Annotated in this window: 23 protein-coding genes; 12 read left to right on the top strand and 11 right to left on the bottom strand. The window is 62.2% G+C overall.

The features are described 5' to 3' along the window. Window positions 1-36: 36 nt before the first annotated feature. Window positions 37-309, bottom strand: coding sequence for a DUF4242 domain-containing protein (locus tag GYH35_RS32495; RefSeq protein ID WP_161815479.1), 273 nt, complete (start codon window positions 307-309; stop codon window positions 37-39). Window positions 310-473: 164 nt separating this feature from the next. On the opposite strand from GYH35_RS32495, the gene GYH35_RS32490 reads away from it, so the two are divergent. Beyond that, window positions 474-857 carry a VOC family protein gene (locus tag GYH35_RS32490; RefSeq protein WP_161815480.1) on the top strand — a complete coding sequence of 128 codons (384 nt, stop codon included), beginning with the start codon at window positions 474-476 and terminating at the stop codon, window positions 855-857. Here the strand turns inward: GYH35_RS32490 and GYH35_RS32485 are convergent. Genes GYH35_RS32485 through GYH35_RS32475 form a run of 3 tightly spaced genes read right to left on the bottom strand, consistent with a single transcriptional unit; the run spans window position 852 to window position 2,173 of the window. Beyond that, entirely contained in the window at window positions 852-1,271 is a 420-nt protein-coding gene (locus GYH35_RS32485; RefSeq protein ID WP_161815481.1) for a hypothetical protein, read from the bottom strand. The two genes, GYH35_RS32490 and GYH35_RS32485, sit on opposite strands and share 6 nt — an antisense overlap. A gap of 42 nt (window positions 1,272-1,313) precedes the next feature. Continuing rightward, on the bottom strand, window positions 1,314-1,775 hold the full coding sequence (locus tag GYH35_RS32480; RefSeq protein WP_161815482.1) for a GNAT family N-acetyltransferase: 462 nt from the start codon (window positions 1,773-1,775) through the stop codon (window positions 1,314-1,316). Further along, window positions 1,772-2,173, bottom strand: coding sequence for a rhodanese-like domain-containing protein (locus tag GYH35_RS32475; protein WP_161830606.1), 402 nt, complete (start codon window positions 2,171-2,173; stop codon window positions 1,772-1,774). The genes GYH35_RS32480 and GYH35_RS32475 overlap by 4 nt, the downstream gene beginning before the upstream one ends. 92 nt (window positions 2,174-2,265) lie before the next feature. Here GYH35_RS32475 and ftrA point away from each other — a divergent pair, with 92 nt between their 5' ends. From ftrA to GYH35_RS32460, 3 genes are read left to right on the top strand one after another with little or no spacing between them, the layout of a single operon-like run. Further along, the gene (gene ftrA / locus GYH35_RS32470; RefSeq protein WP_161815483.1) at window positions 2,266-3,249 is read left to right on the top strand and encodes a transcriptional regulator FtrA; all 984 of its coding nucleotides are present in this window, start codon (window positions 2,266-2,268) and stop codon (window positions 3,247-3,249) included. An 11-nt stretch (window positions 3,250-3,260) separates the two neighbouring features. Beyond that, complete coding sequence (locus GYH35_RS32465; RefSeq protein ID WP_161815484.1) at window positions 3,261-4,430, top strand: MFS transporter; 1,170 nt, start codon at window positions 3,261-3,263, stop codon at window positions 4,428-4,430. Window positions 4,431-4,466: 36 nt separating this feature from the next. Continuing rightward, the gene (locus GYH35_RS32460) at window positions 4,467-4,745 is read left to right on the top strand and encodes a Dabb family protein (RefSeq protein WP_161815485.1); all 279 of its coding nucleotides are present in this window, start codon (window positions 4,467-4,469) and stop codon (window positions 4,743-4,745) included. A gap of 55 nt (window positions 4,746-4,800) precedes the next feature. Here the strand turns inward: GYH35_RS32460 and GYH35_RS32455 are convergent, their stop codons facing one another. From GYH35_RS32455 to GYH35_RS32430, 6 genes are all read right to left on the bottom strand, one after another. Then, entirely contained in the window at window positions 4,801-5,061 is a 261-nt protein-coding gene (locus GYH35_RS32455; RefSeq protein ID WP_161815486.1) for a hypothetical protein, read from the bottom strand. Between the two features lie 227 nt (window positions 5,062-5,288). Then, complete coding sequence (locus GYH35_RS32450) at window positions 5,289-8,534, bottom strand: LpqB family beta-propeller domain-containing protein (RefSeq protein ID WP_161830542.1); 3,246 nt, start codon at window positions 8,532-8,534, stop codon at window positions 5,289-5,291. Between the two features lie 123 nt (window positions 8,535-8,657). After that, entirely contained in the window at window positions 8,658-9,560 is a 903-nt protein-coding gene (locus tag GYH35_RS32445) for a class I SAM-dependent methyltransferase (RefSeq protein WP_161830541.1), read from the bottom strand. Window positions 9,561-9,584: 24 nt separating this feature from the next. Next, window positions 9,585-9,971, bottom strand: coding sequence for a VOC family protein (locus GYH35_RS32440; RefSeq protein ID WP_161815489.1), 387 nt, complete (start codon window positions 9,969-9,971; stop codon window positions 9,585-9,587). A gap of 166 nt (window positions 9,972-10,137) precedes the next feature. Next, window positions 10,138-11,457 carry a sugar MFS transporter gene (locus GYH35_RS32435; protein ID WP_161830540.1) on the bottom strand — a complete coding sequence of 440 codons (1,320 nt, stop codon included), beginning with the start codon at window positions 11,455-11,457 and terminating at the stop codon, window positions 10,138-10,140. Between the two features lie 105 nt (window positions 11,458-11,562). Then, on the bottom strand, window positions 11,563-12,495 hold the full coding sequence (locus GYH35_RS32430; protein ID WP_161830539.1) for a LysR substrate-binding domain-containing protein: 933 nt from the start codon (window positions 12,493-12,495) through the stop codon (window positions 11,563-11,565). A gap of 98 nt (window positions 12,496-12,593) precedes the next feature. Here GYH35_RS32430 and GYH35_RS32425 point away from each other — a divergent pair, with 98 nt between their 5' ends. Then, complete coding sequence (locus GYH35_RS32425) at window positions 12,594-13,649, top strand: DUF1579 family protein (RefSeq protein WP_202624937.1); 1,056 nt, start codon at window positions 12,594-12,596, stop codon at window positions 13,647-13,649. A gap of 1 nt (window position 13,650) precedes the next feature. Here GYH35_RS32425 and GYH35_RS32420 read toward each other — a convergent pair whose 3' ends face one another. Continuing rightward, entirely contained in the window at window positions 13,651-14,259 is a 609-nt protein-coding gene (locus GYH35_RS32420; RefSeq protein ID WP_161815492.1) for a TetR/AcrR family transcriptional regulator, read from the bottom strand. Window positions 14,260-14,372: 113 nt separating this feature from the next. Here GYH35_RS32420 and GYH35_RS32415 point away from each other — a divergent pair, with 113 nt between their 5' ends. The 7 genes from GYH35_RS32415 to GYH35_RS32385 all read left to right on the top strand — a co-directional run bounded on the left by GYH35_RS32415 (window position 14,373) and on the right by GYH35_RS32385 (window position 22,075). Continuing rightward, window positions 14,373-15,554: an efflux RND transporter periplasmic adaptor subunit gene (locus GYH35_RS32415; RefSeq protein WP_161830538.1), complete on the top strand. Its 1,182-nt coding sequence runs from the start codon at window positions 14,373-14,375 to the stop codon at window positions 15,552-15,554. Window positions 15,555-15,590: 36 nt separating this feature from the next. Beyond that, on the top strand, window positions 15,591-18,749 hold the full coding sequence (locus tag GYH35_RS32410; protein WP_161830537.1) for an efflux RND transporter permease subunit: 3,159 nt from the start codon (window positions 15,591-15,593) through the stop codon (window positions 18,747-18,749). A 1-nt stretch (window position 18,750) separates the two neighbouring features. Continuing rightward, the gene (gene adeC, locus GYH35_RS32405; protein ID WP_161830536.1) at window positions 18,751-20,148 is read left to right on the top strand and encodes an AdeC/AdeK/OprM family multidrug efflux complex outer membrane factor; all 1,398 of its coding nucleotides are present in this window, start codon (window positions 18,751-18,753) and stop codon (window positions 20,146-20,148) included. 63 nt (window positions 20,149-20,211) lie between these two features. Then, window positions 20,212-20,997 carry a hypothetical protein gene (locus tag GYH35_RS32400; protein WP_161830535.1) on the top strand — a complete coding sequence of 262 codons (786 nt, stop codon included), beginning with the start codon at window positions 20,212-20,214 and terminating at the stop codon, window positions 20,995-20,997. A gap of 270 nt (window positions 20,998-21,267) precedes the next feature. Then, window positions 21,268-21,495 carry a hypothetical protein gene (locus GYH35_RS32395; RefSeq protein ID WP_161830534.1) on the top strand — a complete coding sequence of 76 codons (228 nt, stop codon included), beginning with the start codon at window positions 21,268-21,270 and terminating at the stop codon, window positions 21,493-21,495. Beyond that, window positions 21,492-21,704 carry a hypothetical protein gene (locus GYH35_RS32390; RefSeq protein WP_161830533.1) on the top strand — a complete coding sequence of 71 codons (213 nt, stop codon included), beginning with the start codon at window positions 21,492-21,494 and terminating at the stop codon, window positions 21,702-21,704. Before GYH35_RS32395 ends, GYH35_RS32390 begins: the two co-directional genes overlap by 4 nt. After that, window positions 21,701-22,075 (top strand): helix-turn-helix transcriptional regulator, encoded by a 375-nt coding sequence (locus GYH35_RS32385; protein ID WP_161830532.1) that lies wholly within the window; start codon window positions 21,701-21,703, stop codon window positions 22,073-22,075. Before GYH35_RS32390 ends, GYH35_RS32385 begins: the two co-directional genes overlap by 4 nt. The last annotated feature ends 676 nt before the right edge of the window (window positions 22,076-22,751 follow it).

Genomic DNA, 22,751 nt, shown 5'->3' with positions numbered 1-22,751 from the left:
GCGGCTGTGGCGCCCGGGCGCGAGCTCGGGCCCGGCTCAGTACAGGAAATAAGGATCGAGCACCCGGACTTCGGAAATGCGATCGATCGGCAAGCCATTGCGCCCGGCCACCGACCGGATGGCTTCGGGCGAGGGCCCGTCGTAAATGCAGTAGGTCTTCTTGCGATCCGGGGTCACATAGGAATGCACCCAGGTCACGCCTTCCTGGGCGTTGGTTGCGATGACATTGGAGGCCGCCTTGGCGCCTTCCGCATTCGTCGGCAGGCCCAGGCCCTCGGGAAAAGTACGTTCGATCAGATAACGAGGCATGATCTTCTCCTGAAGGAGTTGCAACGCCCCACCAAGTTACGAATCTGCCGCCTAAGGCCGATACGGCGGGATTGCCTATATTGGAAGCGCCCTTACTTTATTGGAAGCCGGGGTTATGCTTGCGGCAGCGAAGAAACATCGACCGGCCGCGCGGAGGGAAGCTCATGGCCATTCAGCTCAACCACACCATCGTGCACGCGAAGGATGCGAAGGCTTCGGCGCAGTTTCTCACGGACATGCTCGGGCTGGGCGAGCCGGCGCGGTTCGGGCCGTTCTGGACCGTGCAGCTCGACAATGGCGTGACGCTCGACTACCTGCAGACCGACGAGTCTTTCATCATCGAGCACTATGCGTTTCTGGTGAGCGAGAACGAATTCGATGCGATCTTCGGGCGCATCCAGCGGCACAAGCTGGAGTATTGGGCGGATCCGATGCACTCGCGCCCGTCCGAGATCAACCATCACGACGGCGGCCGAGGCGTGTATTGGAACGATCCGAACGGCCACTACCTGGAAATCATCACGCGCCCGTACGGCAGCGGTTCATGAGGCGGGCTTGCCAGCCCGCAGCTTCGCAATGTGACCGCCGAGCACGGCGGCCGGCAGGCTCAATCCCAGCCCGACGATCTTGACCCAGGTGGGCAGATCGCCCGCACCGATCATGCTGATCAGGATGCCGAGCACGCCAAATGCGAGCGCGTTGTAATACGGCATGCTGCGCGCAAGACGAGCGGCCAGATAGCCGCCCAGCACCGTGGAGGCAGTCCCGAGGAGCAGACCCAAGGCCAGATAGCGGACATCCTGCATCAACACCTGGTAGGCGCGCCGGATCTCCTCCCTCGACAGCTCCGTTCCCCACCCCGGGCCGCCGAACATCTGCGTCAGCAACATGCCGGAAAAGATGTCGATGCCCAGGACGGCAAGAGTTGCAAGAATGACCGCGCGGATGCTGATGTTTTGCATACCGCAAGAGTAGGAGCCTGCGGGCGCTTTCGCCAGCGCCCTCTACCCCAGCGTCGACAGATCGATGAACCAGTTCTCCCAGTCGGCATCCATTGCAGCGCCGTGCTGGCGATAGAAGCGCTTCGCCGGCTCGTTGTCGGGCAGCACCTGCCATCGGATCAGCCTCGCGTTCAGCGAGCGCGCATGCTCGATCACCGCAGTCATCAGGCCGTGACCGAAATTTCGCCCGCGCGCCGCCTGGTCGATGAACAGCTCTTTCAACACCACGGTCGGCCGCAAATCGAATGTGTACGGAATCACATAGATCAGCGCGTAGCCAACCAGCGCCGCATCGAGCTCGGCGACCCAGGCCGTGAACTCCGGCGGACGGTGCGGTGAGAAGCCGCGCTCGATCAGCACGTCGGCCGTCACCGCGAACCGGTCGTCATAGCCCTCGAAACGCGCCAGCCCTTGCATGAGAGACAACAACTGCGGCGCGTCCGAAGCCTGGGCCCGACGAATCATTTCCTGCCTGTCTCCAAAGTGAACCCTTCATCCAGCCAGCCGGTGACGCCACCGATCATCAACTTCACCGGGCGGCCGAGTCGCGCCAGTCGGATCGCGCCACGGTGCGCGCCATTGCAGTGAGGTCCCGCGCAATATACGACGAACACCGTGTTGGCCGGATAGTCCTTCATCATGCCTTCGACAATCTTTCCGTGCGGCAGGCTGACCGCGCCCGGCACATGGCCCTGTTCGTAGAGCGCGTGGCTGCGCACGTCGAGCAGCACGAAATCCTGCTTGCCGCCGGACAGGGCGTCGTGCACGTCCCAGCAATCGGTTTCGAACTCGAACGCCGTCTCGAAATGCTTCAGTGCTCGGTCACTGGCAGCGGGGGTGACGGCGGTCACTGCGGTTGTCATAAGCGTCTCCGGCTTGGAAGGTGTGAGCATTCTGAGCAAAACGCGCCCTGCCACCCACTGGCGCTGACGCCATAGATCGGTAACATCGCGCCATGAGCAAACCAGCCCGCCCCAGCCGTCGACCCCGCCGCCATCGAGTGGTCGCCCTCGCCTATGACGGGCTGTGCACCTTCGAGTTCGGTTGTGTCGTCGAGCTGTTCGCCCTGGAACGGCCGGAGCTGGGGGTGGAGTGGTACGACTTCGCCGTCTGCTCCGCCGAGCGCGGCCCGTTGCGTGCGGCAGGCGGTATCGAGGTCAAGGTGCCGAACTCGCTGGCGCTGCTGGACGAGGCGGACACCATCGTCATTCCAGGGTGGCGGAATGCGGACGAACTGCCTCCGCCTGCGTTACTGCGCCGGATTCGCGCCGCGTATGAGCGAGGCGCACGTCTTTGCACGATCTGTTCGGGCGTGTTCGTGCTGGCCGCGGCTGGCGTGCTCGAGGGCCGGTCTGTCACAACACATTGGCGCTATGCCGAGCGCTTGAGCAAACGTTACCCGGGCGTGACCGTGGAACCCAACTCGCTCTATATCGATTCGGGACAGGTGTTGACCTCGGCCGGCTCCGCTGCGGGATTGGACATGCTGTTGCATCTGGTGCGACGGGACTATGGCGCCAGCATCGCGAACCAGGTCGCCCAGCGCCTGGTCATTCCGCCGCATCGTGAAGGCGGACAAGCCCAGTATCTGCCGCGCCCCATGCCGCAAGACGATCGCAACCGCCTTTCCAAACTCATCGATTGGGTGCGCGCGCATCCGTCACAGGTCCACACGCTGCGAACGCTGGCACGTCGCGCTTCCATGAGCCCCCGCACGCTGCAACGACAGTTTCAGGAAACAGTCGGCTTTGGACCGTATGAATGGTTGATTCGGGAGCGCGTCGCGCTGGCCAAGGACATGCTGCAAGCCGGGCGTCATTCGTTGCCTCGGGTGGCTGAAGCCGTGGGTTTCAAGTCGCAAGAAACATTCCGGCGCCATTTCCGTCGCGTCGCCGGCACCAGTCCGGCGATGTACCGCCGCCAGTTCGCCAGCAACTGACCGGTCGCTTCATGTCACGACCGAGCAAGCTGCTGCTCATCCTGAGCTTCGTCGGATTCATCGCGCTGGGCTTGCCCGATGCGGTCATCGGCGTCGCGTGGCCCGCCCTGCGCACGCACTTCGGATTGCATCAAGATGCGCTCGGTCCGTTGTTCATCACCTTGACCGTGGGCTCGGTGATAGCGAGCACGAGCACCGGCGTCATCCTCAGCCGGATGGGCATTGGCGAACTGCTCGCATTCTCGTGCGCGCTGACGGCGATCGCCCTGTTCGGCTACACCATCGCGCCGACGTGGATCGTCATGGTCTCACTGGGCTTGTTGGCGGGCTTCGGCGGCGGCGCGATCGATGCGGCGATCAACACTCACGCCGCAACTCGCTATTCGGCGCGGCTCGTCAACGTACTGCATGCCTTCTATGGAGTGGGCGCCGCTGCCGGACCGGCGTTGATGACGACGGTGCTGACGACGGGACGTCCCTGGCAGCTGGGTTATCGCATCATCGTGGTCGTCGAGATCGTGCTCGCCGTGGCCTTCATCCTGTCGCGTCGCCAATGGCCGCCACCGGTCGTGTCGCACGAAGAGCATCAGCGTCCGGCCAAACTGTTGGAAACATTGCAGCTCGGCAAGGTGCAGCTGTCGTTGCTGGTGTTCCTGGTTTACACGGGCTGCGAAGCCGCTGCGGGCGCGTGGGTGTTCTCGTTGCTGTATGAAGCTCGTGGTATCGCCACCGCCTCGGCCGGCACGGCCGTGACACTTTATTGGGGCGGCTTGTTCGCGAGCCGGCTCGGGTATGCGTTCCTGCCGGCGAATGCCAACCCGGAGTCCATCATCAAGCTCTGCATGATCGCTGCGCTCGTCGGCGTCGTGACGCTGCTGTTCAATCTGCATCCCATCGTCGACACCGCTGCGATCGCATTGATGGGATTTGCCGCCGGCCCGATCTTCCCTTCCTTGATTGCAACCACGCCCGGACGCGTCGGTCCGCGGCATACGGCAAACACCGTCGGCCTGCAGGTCTCCATGGGCGCGGTGGGCCTGGCTGCATTGCCCGCGTTGTGCGGTTTGATCGCTCAGCAGTGGGGTTTGGAGCTGATTCCCATTGTGCTGACTGCGGGCTGGTCGGTGCTGCTCACGGCGTATCTCGCGCTACGCCGTACTCAACTTGCCACCGCGATGTAATATCGCGAACCTCGATTCGATCCGTGGAAACCAACAATGATCAAACACATCGTCCTGTGGCGCCTCAAGAATAAAGCCGATGTGGCGCGAGTGAAGCAGGAACTCGAGAGCATGCGCGGCAAGATTCCCGGCCTGCTCAGCCTGGAAGTGGGCGTCAATTTCGCGGAGAGCTCGCCGGTCGATCTGGGTCTTTACACCGAATTCTCGGATCGGGCCGCGCTGAATGCGTATTCCGATCATCCCGTGCACGTGCCGGTGAAGCAGGCGGTGGGCGGTTTGATACAGGATCGGTGGGTGTTGGACTACGAAGTCTGATCGATCGCCATCGGAACGGGCGCGACGCGCCCGTCCGATGGCGAGTTGCACTGACTCAGCGGCTACGATCCTTGTCTTCCTGCTGCTCGGTGCGATTGCCACCACCCTGCTGTGGTGAACGGACCTGGCCTTGACCCGACTGCTGGCCGGGTTGATTGCGCTGTCCGCCTTGCTGCTGCTCTTGCTGACCTGACCGCTGACCGCCGCCCTGCTGCTGCTTGTTGCCCTGCTGCTGTTGCTGCTGATTCCGATTGGGGTCGTTGCTGCCCTGCTGAGTGCGATTGCGGTCCTCAGGATTGTTACGCTCGTTCGCCATGAAAGTCTCCTCGTGGCGCGTTGACTTCTCTAATGGGCCCCTCCGTGCAAATCACGGAGGGAAATCGCCCTCATCGATGCTGCGCCCGACATCGCGCTGTTAAACGCGTGGCCGCTCGCGGAGTTGCATGCGGACATGTGCGCAGCTCGCAGGAAATAACCGAGTTGAGGTAGGTTATAACTGTAGTGCGATACACGTCAGGCCGTGCGAACAAACCACGATTGAGCTCAGTGACTATGACCGGTCCACGCCGGGCTCCAATCGACGCCGTGGCGGTCGCCGAGTTCCCAATAAAACTTACTGCGCGGCCGATCGTAATTGCCGATCTCGTTCATGCTTTCCGAGTCGTACAGCCGGCCGTTGACCATGGTGTAACGAACGCTGTTGGTGTTACGAATATCCGCAAGCGGATCGCGATCCAGCACGATGATGTCTGCGAGCTTGCCCGGCTCGATGGAGCCGAGCTGATGATCCAACCCATACGTGCGTGCGCCGTTGATGGTCGCGGCGCGCAGGATGCGCATCGGCGACATGCCGCCTTCAGCCAGCAGTTGCATCTCCCAATGAATGGCAATGCCGGACGCCTGGCCGTGCGAGCCGACGTTGATGGTCACACCGGCGTCGTCGAGACGCTTCACCGACCGGCCCACCGAGCGGAAGCCGATGTCATACAGCTCGTCGGCGTAATGGACGGTCTGCATGCCACGCACATGCAGAGGAGCCTCGCCCGCGCCCGTGATCGGGTTGTACGCGTTGTTGACGCCTGGAATGTAGGTGAGGACCTTGCTCTCCTTCCAAGGCTGCTGGTGCTGATAGATATAGTTCTCGCCGAACAGCTCGCCGAACGTGACGATCAGCGTCGGCGTGTTCGACATCGATGAGTTCCTGAACAGCTGCAACAGATCGTCGTAGTACGTCGCCACCGGCAGGTTGTGCTCGAGATTGGTGTGGCCGTCCAGAATCATGCTGACGTTGTCGTAGAAATGACCGGCGCCTTCGGCGTCCACCATCAAGCCGCCTTCCGAGGCCGCCTGCAATAGCCACTGTTTTTGTTCGCGCGTCGTCAGCTTGTAGCTCTTGAGGATGTGGCCGCCGATCGCCTGCTTCCGTCGCACGATGGTGCGCGCGTCGTCGAGACTCCGGATCGGGTTGAACACGCGATCCGGCTTGCCGGAGCGGCCATAAATCACGAAGCCCGAGCTCAGCCAGCGCGGCCCGACCAACTCGCCCGCCTGCGTCATCTCGGTCGCTTCGTAGCTGCTCAGTTCGTTCGAGTACGGGTCGAAGTTCGTGGTCACGCCATAGGCCAATGCCGCGTAATGCGTCGGACGCTTCACCGGCGTTACACCCGTCATGTAGCAGCAATCGATGTGACCGTGGGCGTCGAACATTCCGGGCATGAGCGTCTTGCCACCGAGGTCCATGACCTTCGCACCGCGCGGAATGGTGACGCTGCCCATCGGGCCAACGGCTTTGATTCGATTGCCCTCGACGATAACCGCGCCGCGTTCGATCACGCCCTCCTCGGTCATCGGCAGAATGCGTGCATTCACAAAAGCGAGCACGCCTTCGGGCACGTCGCCCTTCGCGCTCAGGTCGATTGCGCGCTGGGCTTTCTCGACGACGCCGCTGTCGCTCGGTGAGCTCACATAAAGATCGCGGCCGAGCATCCAAAGCATCTTCGAGGAATCCGGCGTCCAGACCAGCTCAAAGCCGTCGGTCACCGTGAGCCGGCGAGCGGCGCTGTTTCCTACCGCTGTGACAGCGAACGCTTTGTCCTCTTCTTTGTAAGGCATGACGTAGAGCTGATTGAACTCTTTGAACGCCAGCCACTTCCCGTCGGGGCTGAGCACGAAGTCGCCCGTGTCCGCGGTCTCGGCATACGCCTGATCGCGCGCATCCTTGCCATCGACACCGATACTCCGCAGCAGCACGGCCTTGCGGCCGTAAAAGTCGGGCGAACCGAAGAAATAAATGCGCTTGTCGTCGGTTGAGAACTGCGCAAGCCCGCTGCCTTCCGTCAGGAAATTCGCGCCGGTGCCGTCCACGTTCACGAGATAGATGCCAGCGCGATCGGCCGCGCCGCCCATGGCGCCATCCGGCTCCATGATGCGATAGGCAACACGCCGGCCATCGTGTGAGAACTGCGGCTGCCGAATGGCGCCCCGGCTGCGCGCGATCACTTTCTCTTTGCCGTTGGCAGCACGCAGCTTGAGCGACGAGCCCGTCTCGTCATTCCATTCGACGTATGCGAGCTGGCGACCATCCGGCGACCAGGCCGGCTCGCTCTCCGCCTGCACGGACTTCGTCAAGCGCTGCGGAGCCCGCTGGCCCGCGAGATCCTGCCGCCAAAGTTTGCCGAGCGAGCGGAACACCAGTTCGCCGCTCGGCGATACAGCGAGCTGTCGGAAGATGCGAACGTCAAACTGACTGGGCGCGGACTCGAGCTGAGTGCGCAATGACTTGTGAATGCGATGCCGAGCGGGCGCCTGGAACGGAATCTGCGTCGCCTTGCCTGTCTGCATGTCCACTTTCAACAACTGACCCTTGCCCCAGATCGCGACGGATCGATTGTCTGGAAACCAGCCGAACGAAGGGTAGTAATGCTCTTGCGGGATATAGTCGCCCTGCAGGTCGCGATCGAGCTCCTGATACACCGGATGCTGTGTGCCGGCAGTCACGTCATATCGAAACAACACCGTCTTCGCACCGACGCGACGAATGAACGCCACGCTCCTGGCATCGGGCGATACTTGCGGCGTCGTCGCGCTGCCGAATCCAGCAATGAGATCGAGGCTTTCGCCACTTAGCATGTCGAGGCGGCGAATGACGAAGTTGCTGAGCCCCGTGTTCATGTACACGTAGTGCTCGCCGTCCTTGCGCTCGGTGTAATAGAGATAACGGCCATCCGAGGCGAGCCGTGGCTCCTGCACGTCCTTGCCGCTCTCGGGCGCCGACACGACGACCTGCTCAGGCGCGCCGTCGAGGAAGAAGCGGCGGACTTCCGACATCTTCATTTCGTACGTGCTGGCGTTGGTCTTGATCGCGACGATGGAGCGGCCGTCGTGCGCCCACGCCGGCCCGGTGATCATCGCCAGGTTTTCTTTGCTGATCTGGCGCGCCGCCGAGCCGTCGAGCGAGGAGATCCAGAGATTGTCGGCGCCGGTCTCATCGCTGAGATACACCAGCGACTTGCCGTCGGGACTGAATTGCGGGCTGCGTTGTACGGCCGGGCCGGAGTGAATGACCTTGGCCGCGCCGCCCGCGGCGGGCATCACATAAATATCGTTGAGCAGATCGAACGCGATGGTTTTGCCGTCGGGGCTCACATCCAGGCTCATCCACGTCCCTTCCGACGCGGTGAAGCTGATGTCGCGATAACCATCTGCGCCAGCGCTTACCTGAGCCGCAAGCACGGCGCCCAGCGCTGCAAAGAAGACAAGCGCCGGCCGAGCGTTGCTTCGTCCACTCATGATGACCCCTGTTGAATCGTTGTCGGGCCATCTTATAGACCGGGTATCGACGGACCCGGCGCGTTCTCGGTGCGGCTCGGTGCCCAGTGGGCACCAGCCGCCCGAGTCTCATGTCGGCTTATTTCAGGCGCTTGCGGCCGCCGGCTTGCGGAATTTCAGCGTCATCCGATCCGACTCGCCGATCGCATCGTACTTGGTGCGATCGAAGTTCGGGTCGTTCGCGTCGGGGCCTTCGCTGTAGGGCCGCGTGCGCTTGGTGGGCGGCAGCGTCCACACGCCGAACGGATGATCCTTGGTGTCCTGGGCGTTGGCGTTGATCTCCGACTTCTCCACCAGCTCGAAGCCGGCCTTTTTCGCCTGCTCGATCACGTACTCTTCGGTGACGTAGCCGCTTGCCGCCTTGGGATCCTGCTCGCCCGGATTGGCGCGATGCTGCTCGATCGCGAGAATGCCGCCGGGCTTGAGCGCGCCGTACAGATCCTTGAGGAACTTGTCGGTGACGCCGCTGCCCATCCAGCCATGGAACGAGCGCGCCGAGAGCGCGAAGTCAAAAGTGTTCTCCGGCAGCGGCGCCGACTTGGCGCCGAAGTTCACGAACTGCACGGTGCCATACACATCGGGCTTCGCCGCGAAGCGCGCTTCGAAATCCTTGCGCGCCTGTTTAGCCGCTTCGGGCAGCTCGGGATTGCCGAGGTCGGCAGCAGTTGCGTAGTACTGGCCGCCCGTCTTGTTCGCGTACGGTGCGAGAATGTCGCTCCACCAGCCGCCGCCCGGTTGCACTTCCAGCACCGTCATGCCCGGCGCGAGTCCCCAGAACTCCAGCGCTTCCTTCGGATGACGGTATACATCGCGAGCCTTGTCGTCGGAGCTGCGCCACTCGCCGTCGATGCTGGCGACCAATGGATCCGCAGCTGCCGGCTGAGTCGCTTCTGCAACGGGCGGAGTCTCCGTGACCGGCTCCTGCTTCGAGCAACCTGACAGCGCTGTAAGCATGACGAGCGCGGACGTGAGCAATACATTCCTCATTTCTTGTCTCCTGCGTTGATGATTTCAGGCCGGCTTGTGGCAGACCGCTTCGAGGTTCACACCGTTGAGGTCGATGACGAAGGCCCCGTAGTAGTTGGGATGATAATGCGCGCGAATGCCCGGTGGGCCATTGTCGCGCGCGCCGCCAGCGAGTGCCGCTTTGTAGAACGCGTCAACCGCCGCGCGAGTCTGCGCCGTGAAGCACAGGTGCATGCCTTGCGGCGCCACGCCTTGGCCGATCCAGAAAAACGGCTTGCCCTCGGCGCCGAAGCCGGTGAAATCGTTCGGCGCGCCGCTCTCTTCCTTGGGCACGTTCATGACCACGCCGATGCCGAGCGGCGCCAGCGCCTCGAGATAGAACTTCTTGGATGCGGCGAAATCCGGCACGGCAATGCCGAGATGATCGATCATGGCGATCCCCCTGAGGCAACTCTCATGAGTGGACGCCAAGGATGGCATCGGCGCGATGACGGGTTCAATCGCCGCGATTGCGGCCTGTCTCGCCAGGGGCTCGTCTGGCCGCCAGAGAGCTCGAAGACAGCGGGCGCGGTCTTCGAGCGCTGAGCCGGAATCGAGTCTAGTTATTGGTCGGCGCGGTCAAATGCTGCTCCGGCTCGGCCGAAGTGACCTTGCAGCCCCAGATCGCGTAAAACAGCACGTACAGCTCGCACACCGCGGTCAGCAGGAACGACGCCTGCAGACCGAACATATCGGCGAGCCGCCCCTGCACGACCACGAGCGCGCCACCGGCGATCGCCATGATCAAGAGGCCGGAGCCTTCTTCGGTGAGCGGGCCCAGGCCGCGAATGCCTAGCGTGAAGATCGTCGGAAACATGATGGAGTGGAACAGGCCCACGGAAATCAGGCTCCACATCGCGAGCTTGCCGCTCGCAAGCACCGTCAGCATCATGACGATGAAGGCGCCAGTCGCAGCCCACGCCAGCACGTTCTCCGCCTGGTACTTGCGCATCAGCTGGCTGCCGACGAAACGGCCCACCATCATGCCGCCCCACAGCAGGAACAAATAGTTGGACGCCTGCGTGTGCGTCAGGTTGCCGATCTCCGGCGCCGACACGAAGTTGATGAACAGGTTGCTGACGCCGATCTCGGCGATCAGGTAAATGAAGATCGCGGGAATGCCCAGCAGCAGATTGCGATGCTTCCACAGCGAATGGTTCTTGCGATCCGCGGCGTCGAGGCGGCGCGTGGCGGCATCGAGATCCGGCAGCTTGTAACGCGCGATCACGACGGCCAGCACGACCAGCACCATCGCGACGATGAAGTACGGCAGCTGCACCGACTGCGCGTCGGCCAGGCGCTGTTCCATCGTCAACACGGCAGCGCCGCCTTCGATGTTACCCGAGGCGCTGCGGCTCAGGATCAAATAGCCGCCGAACAACGGCGCGAACGTCGTGCCCATCGAATTGAACGCCTGCACCAGGTTCAGGCGCGACGATGCACTTTCCGCCGGCCCGATGACCGCGACGTATGGATTCGCCGCCACCTGCAGCAGCGTGATGCCCGCAGCGATGATGAACAACGCCGTGAGCACGACCCCATAGGATGGAATTCTCGCCGCCGGAATCATCACTAGCGCGCCGACCGCCATGATCAGCAGCCCCACTACCATCGAATGCTTGTAGCCGATGCGCTCGATCAGCTTGGCCGAGGGAATCGAGGCGACGAAGTAAGCGATGAACCACACCGACTCGATCCAGGTGGTCTGGGTATAGGTCAGATCGAACACGGAGCGCAGGTGGGGCAGCAACGTGTTGTTGATGACCGTGATGAAGCCCCACATGAAGAACAGACTGGCGAGCAGCGTGAGCGCCGATTTCTGTGTGCTGGTGATGCCGGCACTGTTGCTGGCAGGGAGAGACGACACGGGTGACGCCATGAACTGCTCCGAGGGCGGGCGAATTGTCTGAGTATAGCTCAGGTCCCGGGCCCGCCAGCAACAGCGACTCGAGCCGTCCGCAGTCCGCCGGCAATTCTGTACGAACTAGCCTGCGTTCGCCCGTCGAATGAAAGCAGCCGCCGAAGCGCGCGCGGCCGCCGCTTCATCATGGATCCAGTCGCGAAACTGACTGATTTTGCGGCTGTCCTGGCGCACGACGGGCACCGTAAACCAGAACGCCCGGCCATCGGTCGCGACCAGATCGTGCGCTGGCACCAGCCGGCCCGCGTCGAGCTCGGCCCTGAACAGGATCGGCGAGCCGATCGCGACCCCGTCGCCCGCAAGCGCCTGGGTGATGTCCAGATATTCGATCGACAGGTTCGCGCCAATGCTCTTGAGCGCGGGCACTTCATTGAAGCCCAGCGCCTGATACCACAACGTCCACCAATCGGTCCGCCCGAGCAGCGGCACTTCCCTCGCCCGCTTCGGATCCGCGAGCTTCGCCGCCGCCGCTTTCATCGAAGGAATACAAAGCGGCATGAAGATGCTCGGAAAAAGCTTCGTCGCGCGCAGCCCGGGCCAGCGGCCATGACCGTTGCGAATGGCAGCGTCGAAGCGGCCGGTGGTGAGGTCCTGCGCATCGGCCGACAAATCCAATTCGAACTGGATGTCCGGGTGCTTCGCGCGAAACCGCCCGAGCCGAGGCGTGAGCCAGCTCGTGCCGAACGTCGGCAACGTCGTGATCGCGAGGCGCGACTGATCCAGAGTAGCGGCGCGAATGAAACTGGCGCGCAGTCCCGCGAATGCATTCATCGCTTCGGTTGCTATCAGTTCGCCGGGCTCGGTGAGCTCGACCTTGTGCGGATGACGCCGGAACAGGGTCACGCCGATCTGCCGCTCGAGCTGACGCACGTGATAGCTCACCGACGCCGCAGTTGTATCCAACTCCTGAGCGGCCTTGGCAAAACTGCGCAGGCGCGCCGCGGCCTCGAAGGCACGGATCGAAGCCAGCGACGGAAAGCGGTGATCCCACACCATAAGTTTGCCTTAGGGTATAGGCCCGATCTTCGCGTGGTCAACCTCGCCCGCAAGTTGCCACCATCCTCGTAAGGAACCAACGACTGAGGATGTCCCCGATGATGAATCGCCGAGATGTGATGATCGCGATGGCAATGGCCGGAGCCGCGGCCGCCAGCCCGTCCGTGTTGGCGAACGGCAAGGCTGCTTCGGCCCACGCACACGATTGGGATTGGCTGATCGGCAACTGGGACGTCTGGCACCGACGTTTGAAAGAGCGCCTCGCCAACAACAACGACTGGCAGGAGTTCAACGGCAAGAGCGTTTTTTGGACGACGCTCAACGGGCTCGGCAACGTCGACGACAACGTGGTCGAGCTGCCCGACGGCATTTATCGCGGACTGTCGATCCGCTCCTTCGATCCGGCCACTGAGCAGTGGGCGATCTGGTGGATGGACGGCCGCTATCCAACGCGGCTCGATCCGCCCGTGCTCGGCCGCATCGAAGCCGACACCGGCACGTTCATCGGCAAGGACACGTTGCGAGGCAAGCCGGTCGTCGTGCGCTTCCGCTGGCTCGACATTCACAGCAAACGTCCGAACTGGGAGCAAGCGTTCTCGCCCGACGACGGCAAGACGTGGGAAGTGAACTGGCGCAATTACTTCACTCGGACGAGCGCGAAGCCGACGTCGCTGCCGCGGCTCGACGATGCTCCGCGCGACTTCGATTTTCTGGTCGGCAGCTGGCAAGTCAGCAATCGTCGGCTCAAACAACGACTCGCCGGCAGCACACAGTGGGAAGAGTTCGATAACACGCTCACCAACTGGGCCGTGCTCGGCGGCTTCGGCAATGTTGCCGACAATACGTTCAACGCACCTGGCGGCGCTTTCCACGGCGTCAGCCTGCGAGCTTACGATCGCGATAGCAAACAATGGCTGAGCTGGTGGATGGATAGCCGCAATCCCTCGCAGATCTCGACACCGGAGCGCGGCAGCTTCAAGGATGGAGTCGGCACGTTCATCGGCGATGACGTGCACGAGGGCAAGCAGGTCAAGGTGCGAGCGCAGTGGTCGCGAATCACGCCGTCGTCGGCCCGTTGGGAACAAGCGTGGTCAGCAGACAATGGCGCGACGTGGGAAACAAACTGGGTCAGCGAGCTGACCCGGAAGGCGTAAATCAGGCTCGATAGCCGCCAAGAAACACATCCAGCGCGCGCTCGACGATCCGTTTGATCTGAGCGCGCGTCGGATTCGGCGCCTTGCGTAAGAAATATTGATGCCACGGCTCGCCATGCGCGAGCAGCGCCGTCAGATGTTGAGCAGCAATTTCGGGATCTGCCCGACGCAGCTGCTTGCGATCCATGGCGCCGGCGAGATAGCGCGCGATGGACTCGATCGTGCGCTTCGGGCCGGTTTCGTAAAACGACTCGCCAATATCCGAATGCGCGGCTTCGCTGATAACCACGCGATAAGACGCCACCGCCTCGGGATCCGAAATAAACGCGAGGAACTGTTCGCCGAAGCGCTGTAACGCCTCGCGCACGTCGTCATCGACGCTCTCCTCCAGGCGCTGTACCGCCGGCGACACGTATTGCTCGGCCAGCCGGTTCACGATCGCCAGGAACAGCGCCTCCTTGGAGGGAAAGTACCCATACAAGGTGGCCTTCGAGCCGCCCATCCGGGCCGAAATCTCCGCCATGGAGGCCCGTTCGTAGCCCAGCTCCAGGAACGTTTTCCGTGCGATTTCAACGATTTCGTCGCGCTTCGCGTCGGTGCGGACCTTCATGTCGAACCCGTCACATAACTAAACCGATGTGTACATTTTTGCTTGACTGCTGCCGACTGTCAATTCTAAACTGAACCGTACAGTACGCTTTTGATAATAGTTGGGAGCCCGCAATGATTCGTCCTTACCGCGCACCTCTGGCCGCCGCGCTCAGCCTGATCGGCATGGCTGTGTTGACCGCTTGCGGCAAGCCGCCCATGGGACAAGGCCCCGCTCCCCAAGGCACACCGAAGGTGAGCACGGTCGTCGTGCAGCCGAAGCCGGTAACTCTCACGACTGAACTGCCTGGCCGCACGAGCGCGGTGCTGGTTGCGGATGTGCGGCCTCAAGTCACGGGCATCCTGCAATCACGCAAGTTCGTCGAAGGCAGCGCCGTGAAGAAAGGCGATCTGCTCTATCAAATCGACCCCGCGACTTATCAAGCAGCCGTGGACAGTGCCGAAGCCGCGCTCGCGAAGGCGCAAGCGAATCAGCACACGACGCGATTGAAAGCGGAGCGCTATGGCGAGTTGAAAGCGATCAACGCCGTCAGCCAACAGGATGCAGATGACGCGGACGCCGCGCTGTTACAAGCGAACGCCGAGGTTGCATCCGCTCGCGCGGCGTTGGAAACAGCTCGTATCAACCTCGCCTATACGCGCGTGACGTCGCCGATCAGCGGCCGAATCGGTAAATCATCCGTTACCGCGGGCGCGCTCGTCACAGCGAATCAAAGCAATGCGCTCGCGACCGTTCAGCAGCTCGACCCGATGTATGTGGATGTGACTCAGTCGAGCAACGCGGTGCTGCAACTGAGACGCGCCATCGCACAAGGTCAGCTCGGCGATGGCACGGCGAAGGTGAAGCTCGTGTTCGATGACGGCACGACCTATCCGCTCGACGGCAAGTTGCAGTTCTCGGATGTCACGGTGGATCCAAACACCGGCTCTGTGACATTGCGCGCCGAGTTCCCGAATCCCAAGGGCGAGTTGCTGCCCAACCTGTACGTCCGCGCGATCGTCGAGGAAGGCACGATGTCGCAAGCGCTGTTGGTGCCGCAGCAAGCCGTGAGCCGCGATGCGACCGGTAAGCCGCACGCTTACATCGTCGGCAGCGACGGCAAAGTGCAACAGCGCGAGTTGTTCACCGAGCGCGCGATCGGAAATCAGTGGCTGATCACTCGCGGCCTGCAAGCCGGCGACGTGCTCGTGGTCGCGGGCCAGCAGAAAGTGCAGGCCGGCGCGCTCGTCGAAGCCACTCCTTATCAGCAGCCCGCGAACGACAGTCAGCAACTCGCCTCGCGCGTGGCGTTCTGAGTTAAATAAGTCCAGACCCAACATCGAGAATCTGTCATGGTCCGCTTTTTCATCGACCGTCCGGTCTTCGCCTGGGTCATCGCGATCATCGTGATGCTCGCCGGCACGCTGGCGGTCACCACGCTTCCCATCGCCCAGTATCCCGACATCGCGCCGCCGGCAATTTCCATCACGGCGAACTATCCCGGCGCGTCCGCCAAGACCGTCGAAGACACCGTCACGCAGGTGATCGAGCAGAAAATGAAAGGGCTCGATCGGCTCGCGTACATGTCGTCGACCAGCGAATCGTCCGGATTGGTGACCCTCACGCTGACGTTCGAGAACGGTACCGATCCCGACACGGCGCAGGTGCAGGTTCAGAACAAACTCTCGCTCGCGACAGCTTCGCTGCCTGAGGAAGTACAGCGCCAGGGCCTTACCGTCGCGAAGGCGGTGAAGAACTTCGTGAGCGTGTTGGCGTTCGTATCGAAGGACGGCAGCATGAGCGCGGCCGATCTCAACGACTACGTCGCTGCCAACATCCAAGAATCGCTGAGCCGCGTCGAAGGCGTCGGCGACACGCAGCTGTTCGGCGCGCAGTACTCCATGCGCATCTGGCTGGATCCCAGCAAGCTCAACAACTATCACCTGACCGCGCTGGATGTGAGAAACGCGGTCAAGGCGCAGAACGCGCAGGTGTCCGCCGGTCAGTTGGGCGGCCTGCCCGCGGTCTCCGGTCAGCAGCTCAACGCAACGATCACTGCTCAGACGCGTCTGCGCACCGCTGAGCAATTCGAAGAGATCATTCTGCGCACGCAGACCGATGGCTCACAGGTTCGGTTGCGGGACGTCGCCCGCATCGAGCTGGGCAGCGAGGCGTACAACAGCCAGGGCCGTTACAACGGCAAGCCGACTGCCGGTCTGGCGCTGAAGCTTGCGACGGGCGCGAACGCGCTCGACACGATCAAGGCCATCGACGCGCAGATCGAAGAGTTGCGTCCGTTCTTCCCGCAGGGCCTGGAAGTCGTGAAGCCTTACGACTCCACGCCGTTCGTGCGCATCTCCATCCAGGAAGTGGTCAAGACGCTGGTCGAAGCCATCGTGCTGGTGTTCCTGGTGATGTATCTGTTCCTGCAGAACTTCCGCGCCACGCTGATCCCGACGATCGCCGTGCCGGTCGTGCTGCTCGGTACGTTCGGTGTGCTGGCGGCATTCGGCTTCACCATCAATACGCTCACCATGTTGGCGATGGTGCTGGCCATCGGCCTGCTCGTGGACGACGCCATCGTCGTCGTCGAAAACGTCGAGCGCGTGATGTCGGAGGAAGGCCTGCCGCCGCGTGAGGCGACTCGCAAATCCATGAGCCAGATCACTGGCGCGTTGATCGGCGTTGCTCTCGTGCTCGCTGCCGTGTTCGTGCCGATGGCGTTCTTCAGCGGCTCGACCGGCGTCATCTACCGTCAGTTCTCGATCACTATTGTCGCGGCGATGACGCTGTCCGTGCTCGTCGCCGTGGTGCTCACGCCTGCGCTGTGCGCCACGTTGCTCAAGCCGGTCGATCCGTCGCATGCGCGAGCGACGACTGGTTTCTTCGGCGCATTCAATCGCTGGATGGATAAAGGCACCGCTCGTTATGAAGGCGGCGTGCACGGCATCCTCAATCGCCGTAGTCGCTTCATGATTGCTTACGCGGTCATCGTCGGCATCGTCGCCATCGTGTTCTCGAAGATTCCGACCGGCTTCCTGCCCGACGAAGACCAGGGCACGATCTTCGCGATCGTCCAGTTGCCGCCCGGCGCCACGCAAGACCGTACGCTCGAGGTCATCGAACAAGTCGAGCGCCACGTCCTCGAGGATCAGAAAGACGCGGTGGAATCCGTACTCACCGTCGCGGGCTTCAGCTTCGCCGGTGGCGGACAGAACACCGGCATGGCGTTCATCAAGCTGCGCCCTTGGGACGAGCGCACGCAACCCGATCAGCAGATCGGCGCCGTGGTCGCCAAGGCTTCCCAATACTTCGCGACCATTCAGGATGCGCAGGTGTTCGCCTTCGCACCTCCTGCCGTCACGGAGCTGGGCAATGCCAGTGGCTTCGATCTGATGCTGCAGGATCGCGCCAACCTCGGGCATGACGCTCTGATTCAAGCTCGCAATCAGCTGCTCGGCGCCCTCAGCCGGGAACGTTCCCTGGTCGGCGTGCGACCGAACGGTCAGGAAGACACTCCCGAGCTGCGTCTCGATATCGACACTCAGAAGGCCGGTGCGATGGGCTTGTCGCTGGCCGACATCAACGACACGTTCTCCAGCGCGTGGGGCAGCGTGTACGTCAACGACTTCATCGATCGCGGTCGCGTGAAGAAGGTCTTCATGCAGGCCGACGCGCCCTATCGCATGCTGCCCGAAGACATCAATCGCTGGTACGTGCGCAATGCCACCGGCGACATGGTGCCGTTCAGCGCGTTCTCGAGCACCGAGTGGACATCCGGCTCGCCGCGATTGGAACGTTATAACGGCGTACCCTCGATCGAGATTCTGGGCATGGCGATGCCGGGCGCGGCGTCGAGCGGCGAAGCGATGGACATCGTCGAACGCCACGTGAAGGAACTGCCTCCGGGCATCGGCTTCGAGTGGACCGGCGTGTCCTTGCAGGAACGCGAGGCCGGCTCGCAGACGTTGCTGCTCTACACCTTGTCGATTGCGGTGGTGTTCCTCTGTCTCGCGGCGCTCTATGAGAGCTGGGCGATTCCGCTCTCCGTGATTCTGGTCGTGCCGCTCGGCGTGCTCGGTGCGCTGATCGCCGCGATGCTGATGTGGAAGATGAATGACGTTTACTTCCAGGTGGGCTTGCTCACGACCATCGGCCTCGCGTCGAAGAACGCGATTCTGATCGTCGAGTTCGCGAAGGACTTGTATGCCCGCGGCGCCGACTTGATCGAGTCTGCGGTGACGGCGGCACGCATGCGCTTGCGCCCGATCCTCATGACCTCGCTCGCATTCATCCTCGGTGCGCTGCCGCTGATGCTCAGCACCGGTGCAGGCGCTGGCGCTCGAAGCGCGCTCGGTGCGGCGGTTATCGGCGGCATGATCTCGGGCACTGTGCTCGCGATCTTCTTTGTGCCGCTCTTGTTCGTCGTCGTGATGAAAGTGTTCTCGCGCCGCCCTGCTCCGCAGGGCGATGCGACCCTGGCCCTCGCCGCTCCGGCGGAGACGCATTGATATGAGTTACAGCAAACTGTTGATTGGCTCCCTCGTGGCTTCATGGCTCGCCGGTTGCACGATGGCTCCTTCTTATGAGCGCCCCGCTGCGCCCGTCGCGGCGGCGTTTCCGGATGCCGGCGAGGCGGAGACTGCGAGCATCGCCGATATTCAGTGGCGTGAGTTCTATGCCGATCCCAAGCTGCGCGAGCTGATCGATCTTGCACTCGCCAATAACCGCGATCTGCGCGTCGCCGTTCTCAACATAGACCAGGCCCGCGCGCAATATCGGATCCAGCGCTCGGAAAGCTTTCCGCAGATCGATGCGGTCGGCAATGAGAGCGTGAATCGCGTGCCCGAGAGTGTTTCGCAATTCGGGCGCTCGATGACGATGCGGCAGTTCAACGCGAATATCGCATTGAGCGCTTACGAGGTCGACTTGTTCGGCCGGGTGCGCAGCTTGAACGGCCAGGCGCTGGAGAAATTCCTCGCGACCGGCGAAGCGCGCAAGGCGGCGCAGATCAGCTTGATCTCCGAAGTCGCGAACACCTATTTGACCTGGGCGGCCGATCTCGAACAGCTCGCGCTCGCACAGCAGACGCTGAAGAGCCAGAGCGACAGTTACGACCTCACCAAGCGTCGCTTCGAGTTGGGCAGCGCTTCTGAATTGACCTTGCGCCAGATTCAAACGAGCGTCGATACGGCGCGCGTGAACGTTGCGACTTACACGAGGCTCATCGCACAGGATCGCAATGCTCTCGTGTTACTGCTCGGCACGGCTGTGCCGGAAGATCTTACGCCGACGACGTTGAGCGACACCGTCAGCACTGTGGCCGATCTGCCTGCGGGATTGCCTTCCGATCTGCTGACTCGCCGCCCCGACATCGTGCAAGCCGAGCACGAGCTCAAAGCTGCGAACTTCAACATCGGCGCGGCACGCGCGGCTTTCTATCCACGCATCACACTGACTGGCTCGGCTGGCAGCAGCAGCAACGACCTCAACGGCTTGTTCGAAGCCGGCTCCGGCGCATGGAGCTTCGTGCCCCAGATCAATATTCCTCTGTTCGCCGGCGACGCGAATCGCGCCAACCTCGATGCCGCAAACGTCGGCCGTCAGATCGAAGTCGCACAATACGAGCAGGCGATTCAGCAGGCGTTCCGCGAAGTCGCCGACGCCCTCGCCGAACGCAACACCCTCGGCGACCAACTCGCCGCTCGCGAGTCACTGGTCGAAGCGACCTCGACCAGCTTCCGCCTCTCACAAGCCCGCTTCGAACGCGGCGTCGACAGCTACCTTGACGTGCTCGACTCCCAGCGCTCCCTCTACGCCGCCCAACAAGGCCTGATCGACGCGCGCCTGCAGAAGCTCACGAATACTGTGACCTTGTACAAGACGCTGGGCGGCGGGTGGTCGGAGTAGCGCGATTGATGAAAGCGCCGGGAAGCGTCTAATGACGTCGGGCAACCTTCCGAGGAGCTTCCCATGCGTAGCGAATTACTTGTTGCCGCCACCTGGTGCGTCGCGTCGTCCCAAGTTGCACTAGGCAACGATAATGATCGTGAATTTACCGACGACTTCCCCATCGAGGACTGCAACTTCGTCGCGCGCGGCGGCAATCCCTTTTTCGATCTCACGCCCGGACGGCAGCTGTATCTCAGCAATCAGCAATGCGTGGCGGAAGGCGAATGCGACGAGCTGGAGGAGCTTTGGATCACCGCGTTAGCTGAAACGCGCAACGTCGTAATCGGCGATGGCGGCCGCAAACGAGAAATCACCACGCGCGTCGTCGAAGAAAAGGAAACGGCCGATGGCGAGCTGGTCGAGATCTCGCGAAACTTCTTCGCCACCTGCCGTCCATCGAACGATGTGTATTACTTCGGCGAGGAAGTCGACATCTACGAAGATGGCGAGATCGTGAGCCACGAAGGCGAGTGGCTCGCCGGCCGCGACCAAGCCAAGCCGGGCATCATCATGCCTGACTCCGGCTTTCTGATCGGCTCCCGCTATTACCAGGAGCTCGCACCCGGCGTCGCGCTGGATCGCGCCGAGCATGTCGAGATCGACTTGAAGATCCAGACGCCGGCGGGCTCGTTCCGCGATTGCATTCAAGTCACGGAAACGACACCGCTCGAGCCCGGCGACGAATCGACCAAGCGCTACTGCCCACACATCGGCCTGATTGCCGACGACGATTTGCTGTTGCAGGCGGTGTACGAGCCCAAAGAGGACGCGCGTAAGGTGGTGCGGCTGAGGGACTCGAAGGAATAGGCTGATTTCGGCCTTTTTCCAGCTTCAGCCGATCACGAAAAAGCGCTTATACCCCCAATAATACCCCCGCGACTCCATCCCTAGCCGTGAGCGGCCGACTGCCCGTGTATCAGACGGACAGCCGGCCTAACCACAACCGCACGCTGGAGGTGTAGTCATGGCTATGCCAATTATGTCCCGGCTGGTCCGGGATCGTCTCTACGTCCGTGTCGCCGACGTTCTCTTCCCCGCCTTCGCCCTGGCCGAGACCGTTCGGTCCGGAGGTGGCCTATGAACGCCATGCCCGAGATCGCCGAGGCCCGCGCCTCCGCGTTGTCGCTGCGCGCTTCGGCCGGCGCCTGCGCACCGGGCCAGGGGCCATTGAAGTTCCGCCTGATGCGGGCGGCAGAGTCGCTTGACGCTATCGTGTTGATTGCCGTGCGCGCCATCGAGCGCATCGAAGTTCTCGAAGGTGAGTTGCAGCAACTCAGGCCCAAAGGCCAGGGCGGTGCTCAATGAGCGCCCCAGGTTCGCCGTTCAAGCCCGGATCGCTTGATATGGCAATCCGAAGTCTTCAGAAAGCACATGCAGTGGCGACTGTGGCGGAGCGAGCCGCGACGCACGACCTGATAGAGCTTCACTACCTTGCTGATGTTCTCCTCGCGATCCTGCCGCTGCTTGAAGGCGCGCTGGACGCGCTTGATGAGCTGGAGGCGCAGCGGTCATGAGCACGATACGCGCAGAATCGAAACGCTACTTCGCCGCTCTTGGCGCGCACATCTGTCAGCTACGCAAGGCACGAGGCATGACGCAGGCGGAGCTGTCGCGTGCCATCGGCGTTTCTCAGCAAGCAGTGTTTGCCTACGAGTTGGGCGAGCGTCGAGTGTCGGTGCTCATTCTAGCCAGGGTCGCCAAAGTGTTCGCCATGCCGGTCGAGCAACTGATCGGCATGGCGCGGCCGGTGCACGATCGCAAGCGACGGGTGTCGCATCGCGCGATCCGCCACGCGGAGCGCCTGATGGCGCTGTCGAAGACACAGCAACGCTTTGTCGTCAGGATTCTCGATCTGCTGGAGGACAGATCCGCTGCCGGCAAGTAACCGAACGATCTGCCTCAGCCTCGGCTGTAATCGCCCCGGTGCTCGCGGCCGGGGCTTTTCTCGTCACTCAGTGTCCCGCGTGAGCCGCGAGTAAAGGTGCTTCACCTTTACGAGTCGAGCGCACAACGTGCGCGTGCTCCACGCGATTGTTGGGCATCTGTTCCCTACTGACGCAGCGCGTATGTTGCTGCCGTGGTGAAAAAAGCGAGGAGAAACGATGACAAGACTGGTATCTGCGCTTTCATGCCGCTAGTTCGTTTCATTCCGCGACTTCTGCACATTGACCACACGTGATACCAAGGCATTGGCCAAGCAACAGTAGCCAGGAGCATTTTTCCGAACTGCCGCTGCCTCACATATGCTGGTTGATTGTGAAGCGGCTGGCGCAGGTCCCCGATGACCATCCGGATTCCGGTAAGAAAATAGCCAGTGACCATCCATATGCACAAAGCTGTGTAGACAATTTTCATAAATCCATCTTCCTTCATGCCGCCCAGCGCCATTGCTCACGCGCGCGTTTCGCGCGTCGCGTGCGGCAATTTGTTGGGCTCTTCTTTCATGCCGTTGATGGTCTACTTTGGCATCTGTGACCAGTCAACTGTCAACGCCGGGTTAAAGCTGCACAGATCTGGCGGACGATAATTGCACACATGTTCATAGTCTCAATGAGGTGTGG

Origin of the sequence: Steroidobacter agaridevorans (genome assembly GCF_009932555.1) — a bacterium.
GTDB lineage: Bacteria > Pseudomonadota > Gammaproteobacteria > Steroidobacterales > Steroidobacteraceae > Steroidobacter > Steroidobacter agaridevorans.
This window is presented reverse-complemented; position numbering and strand designations above follow the sequence as displayed.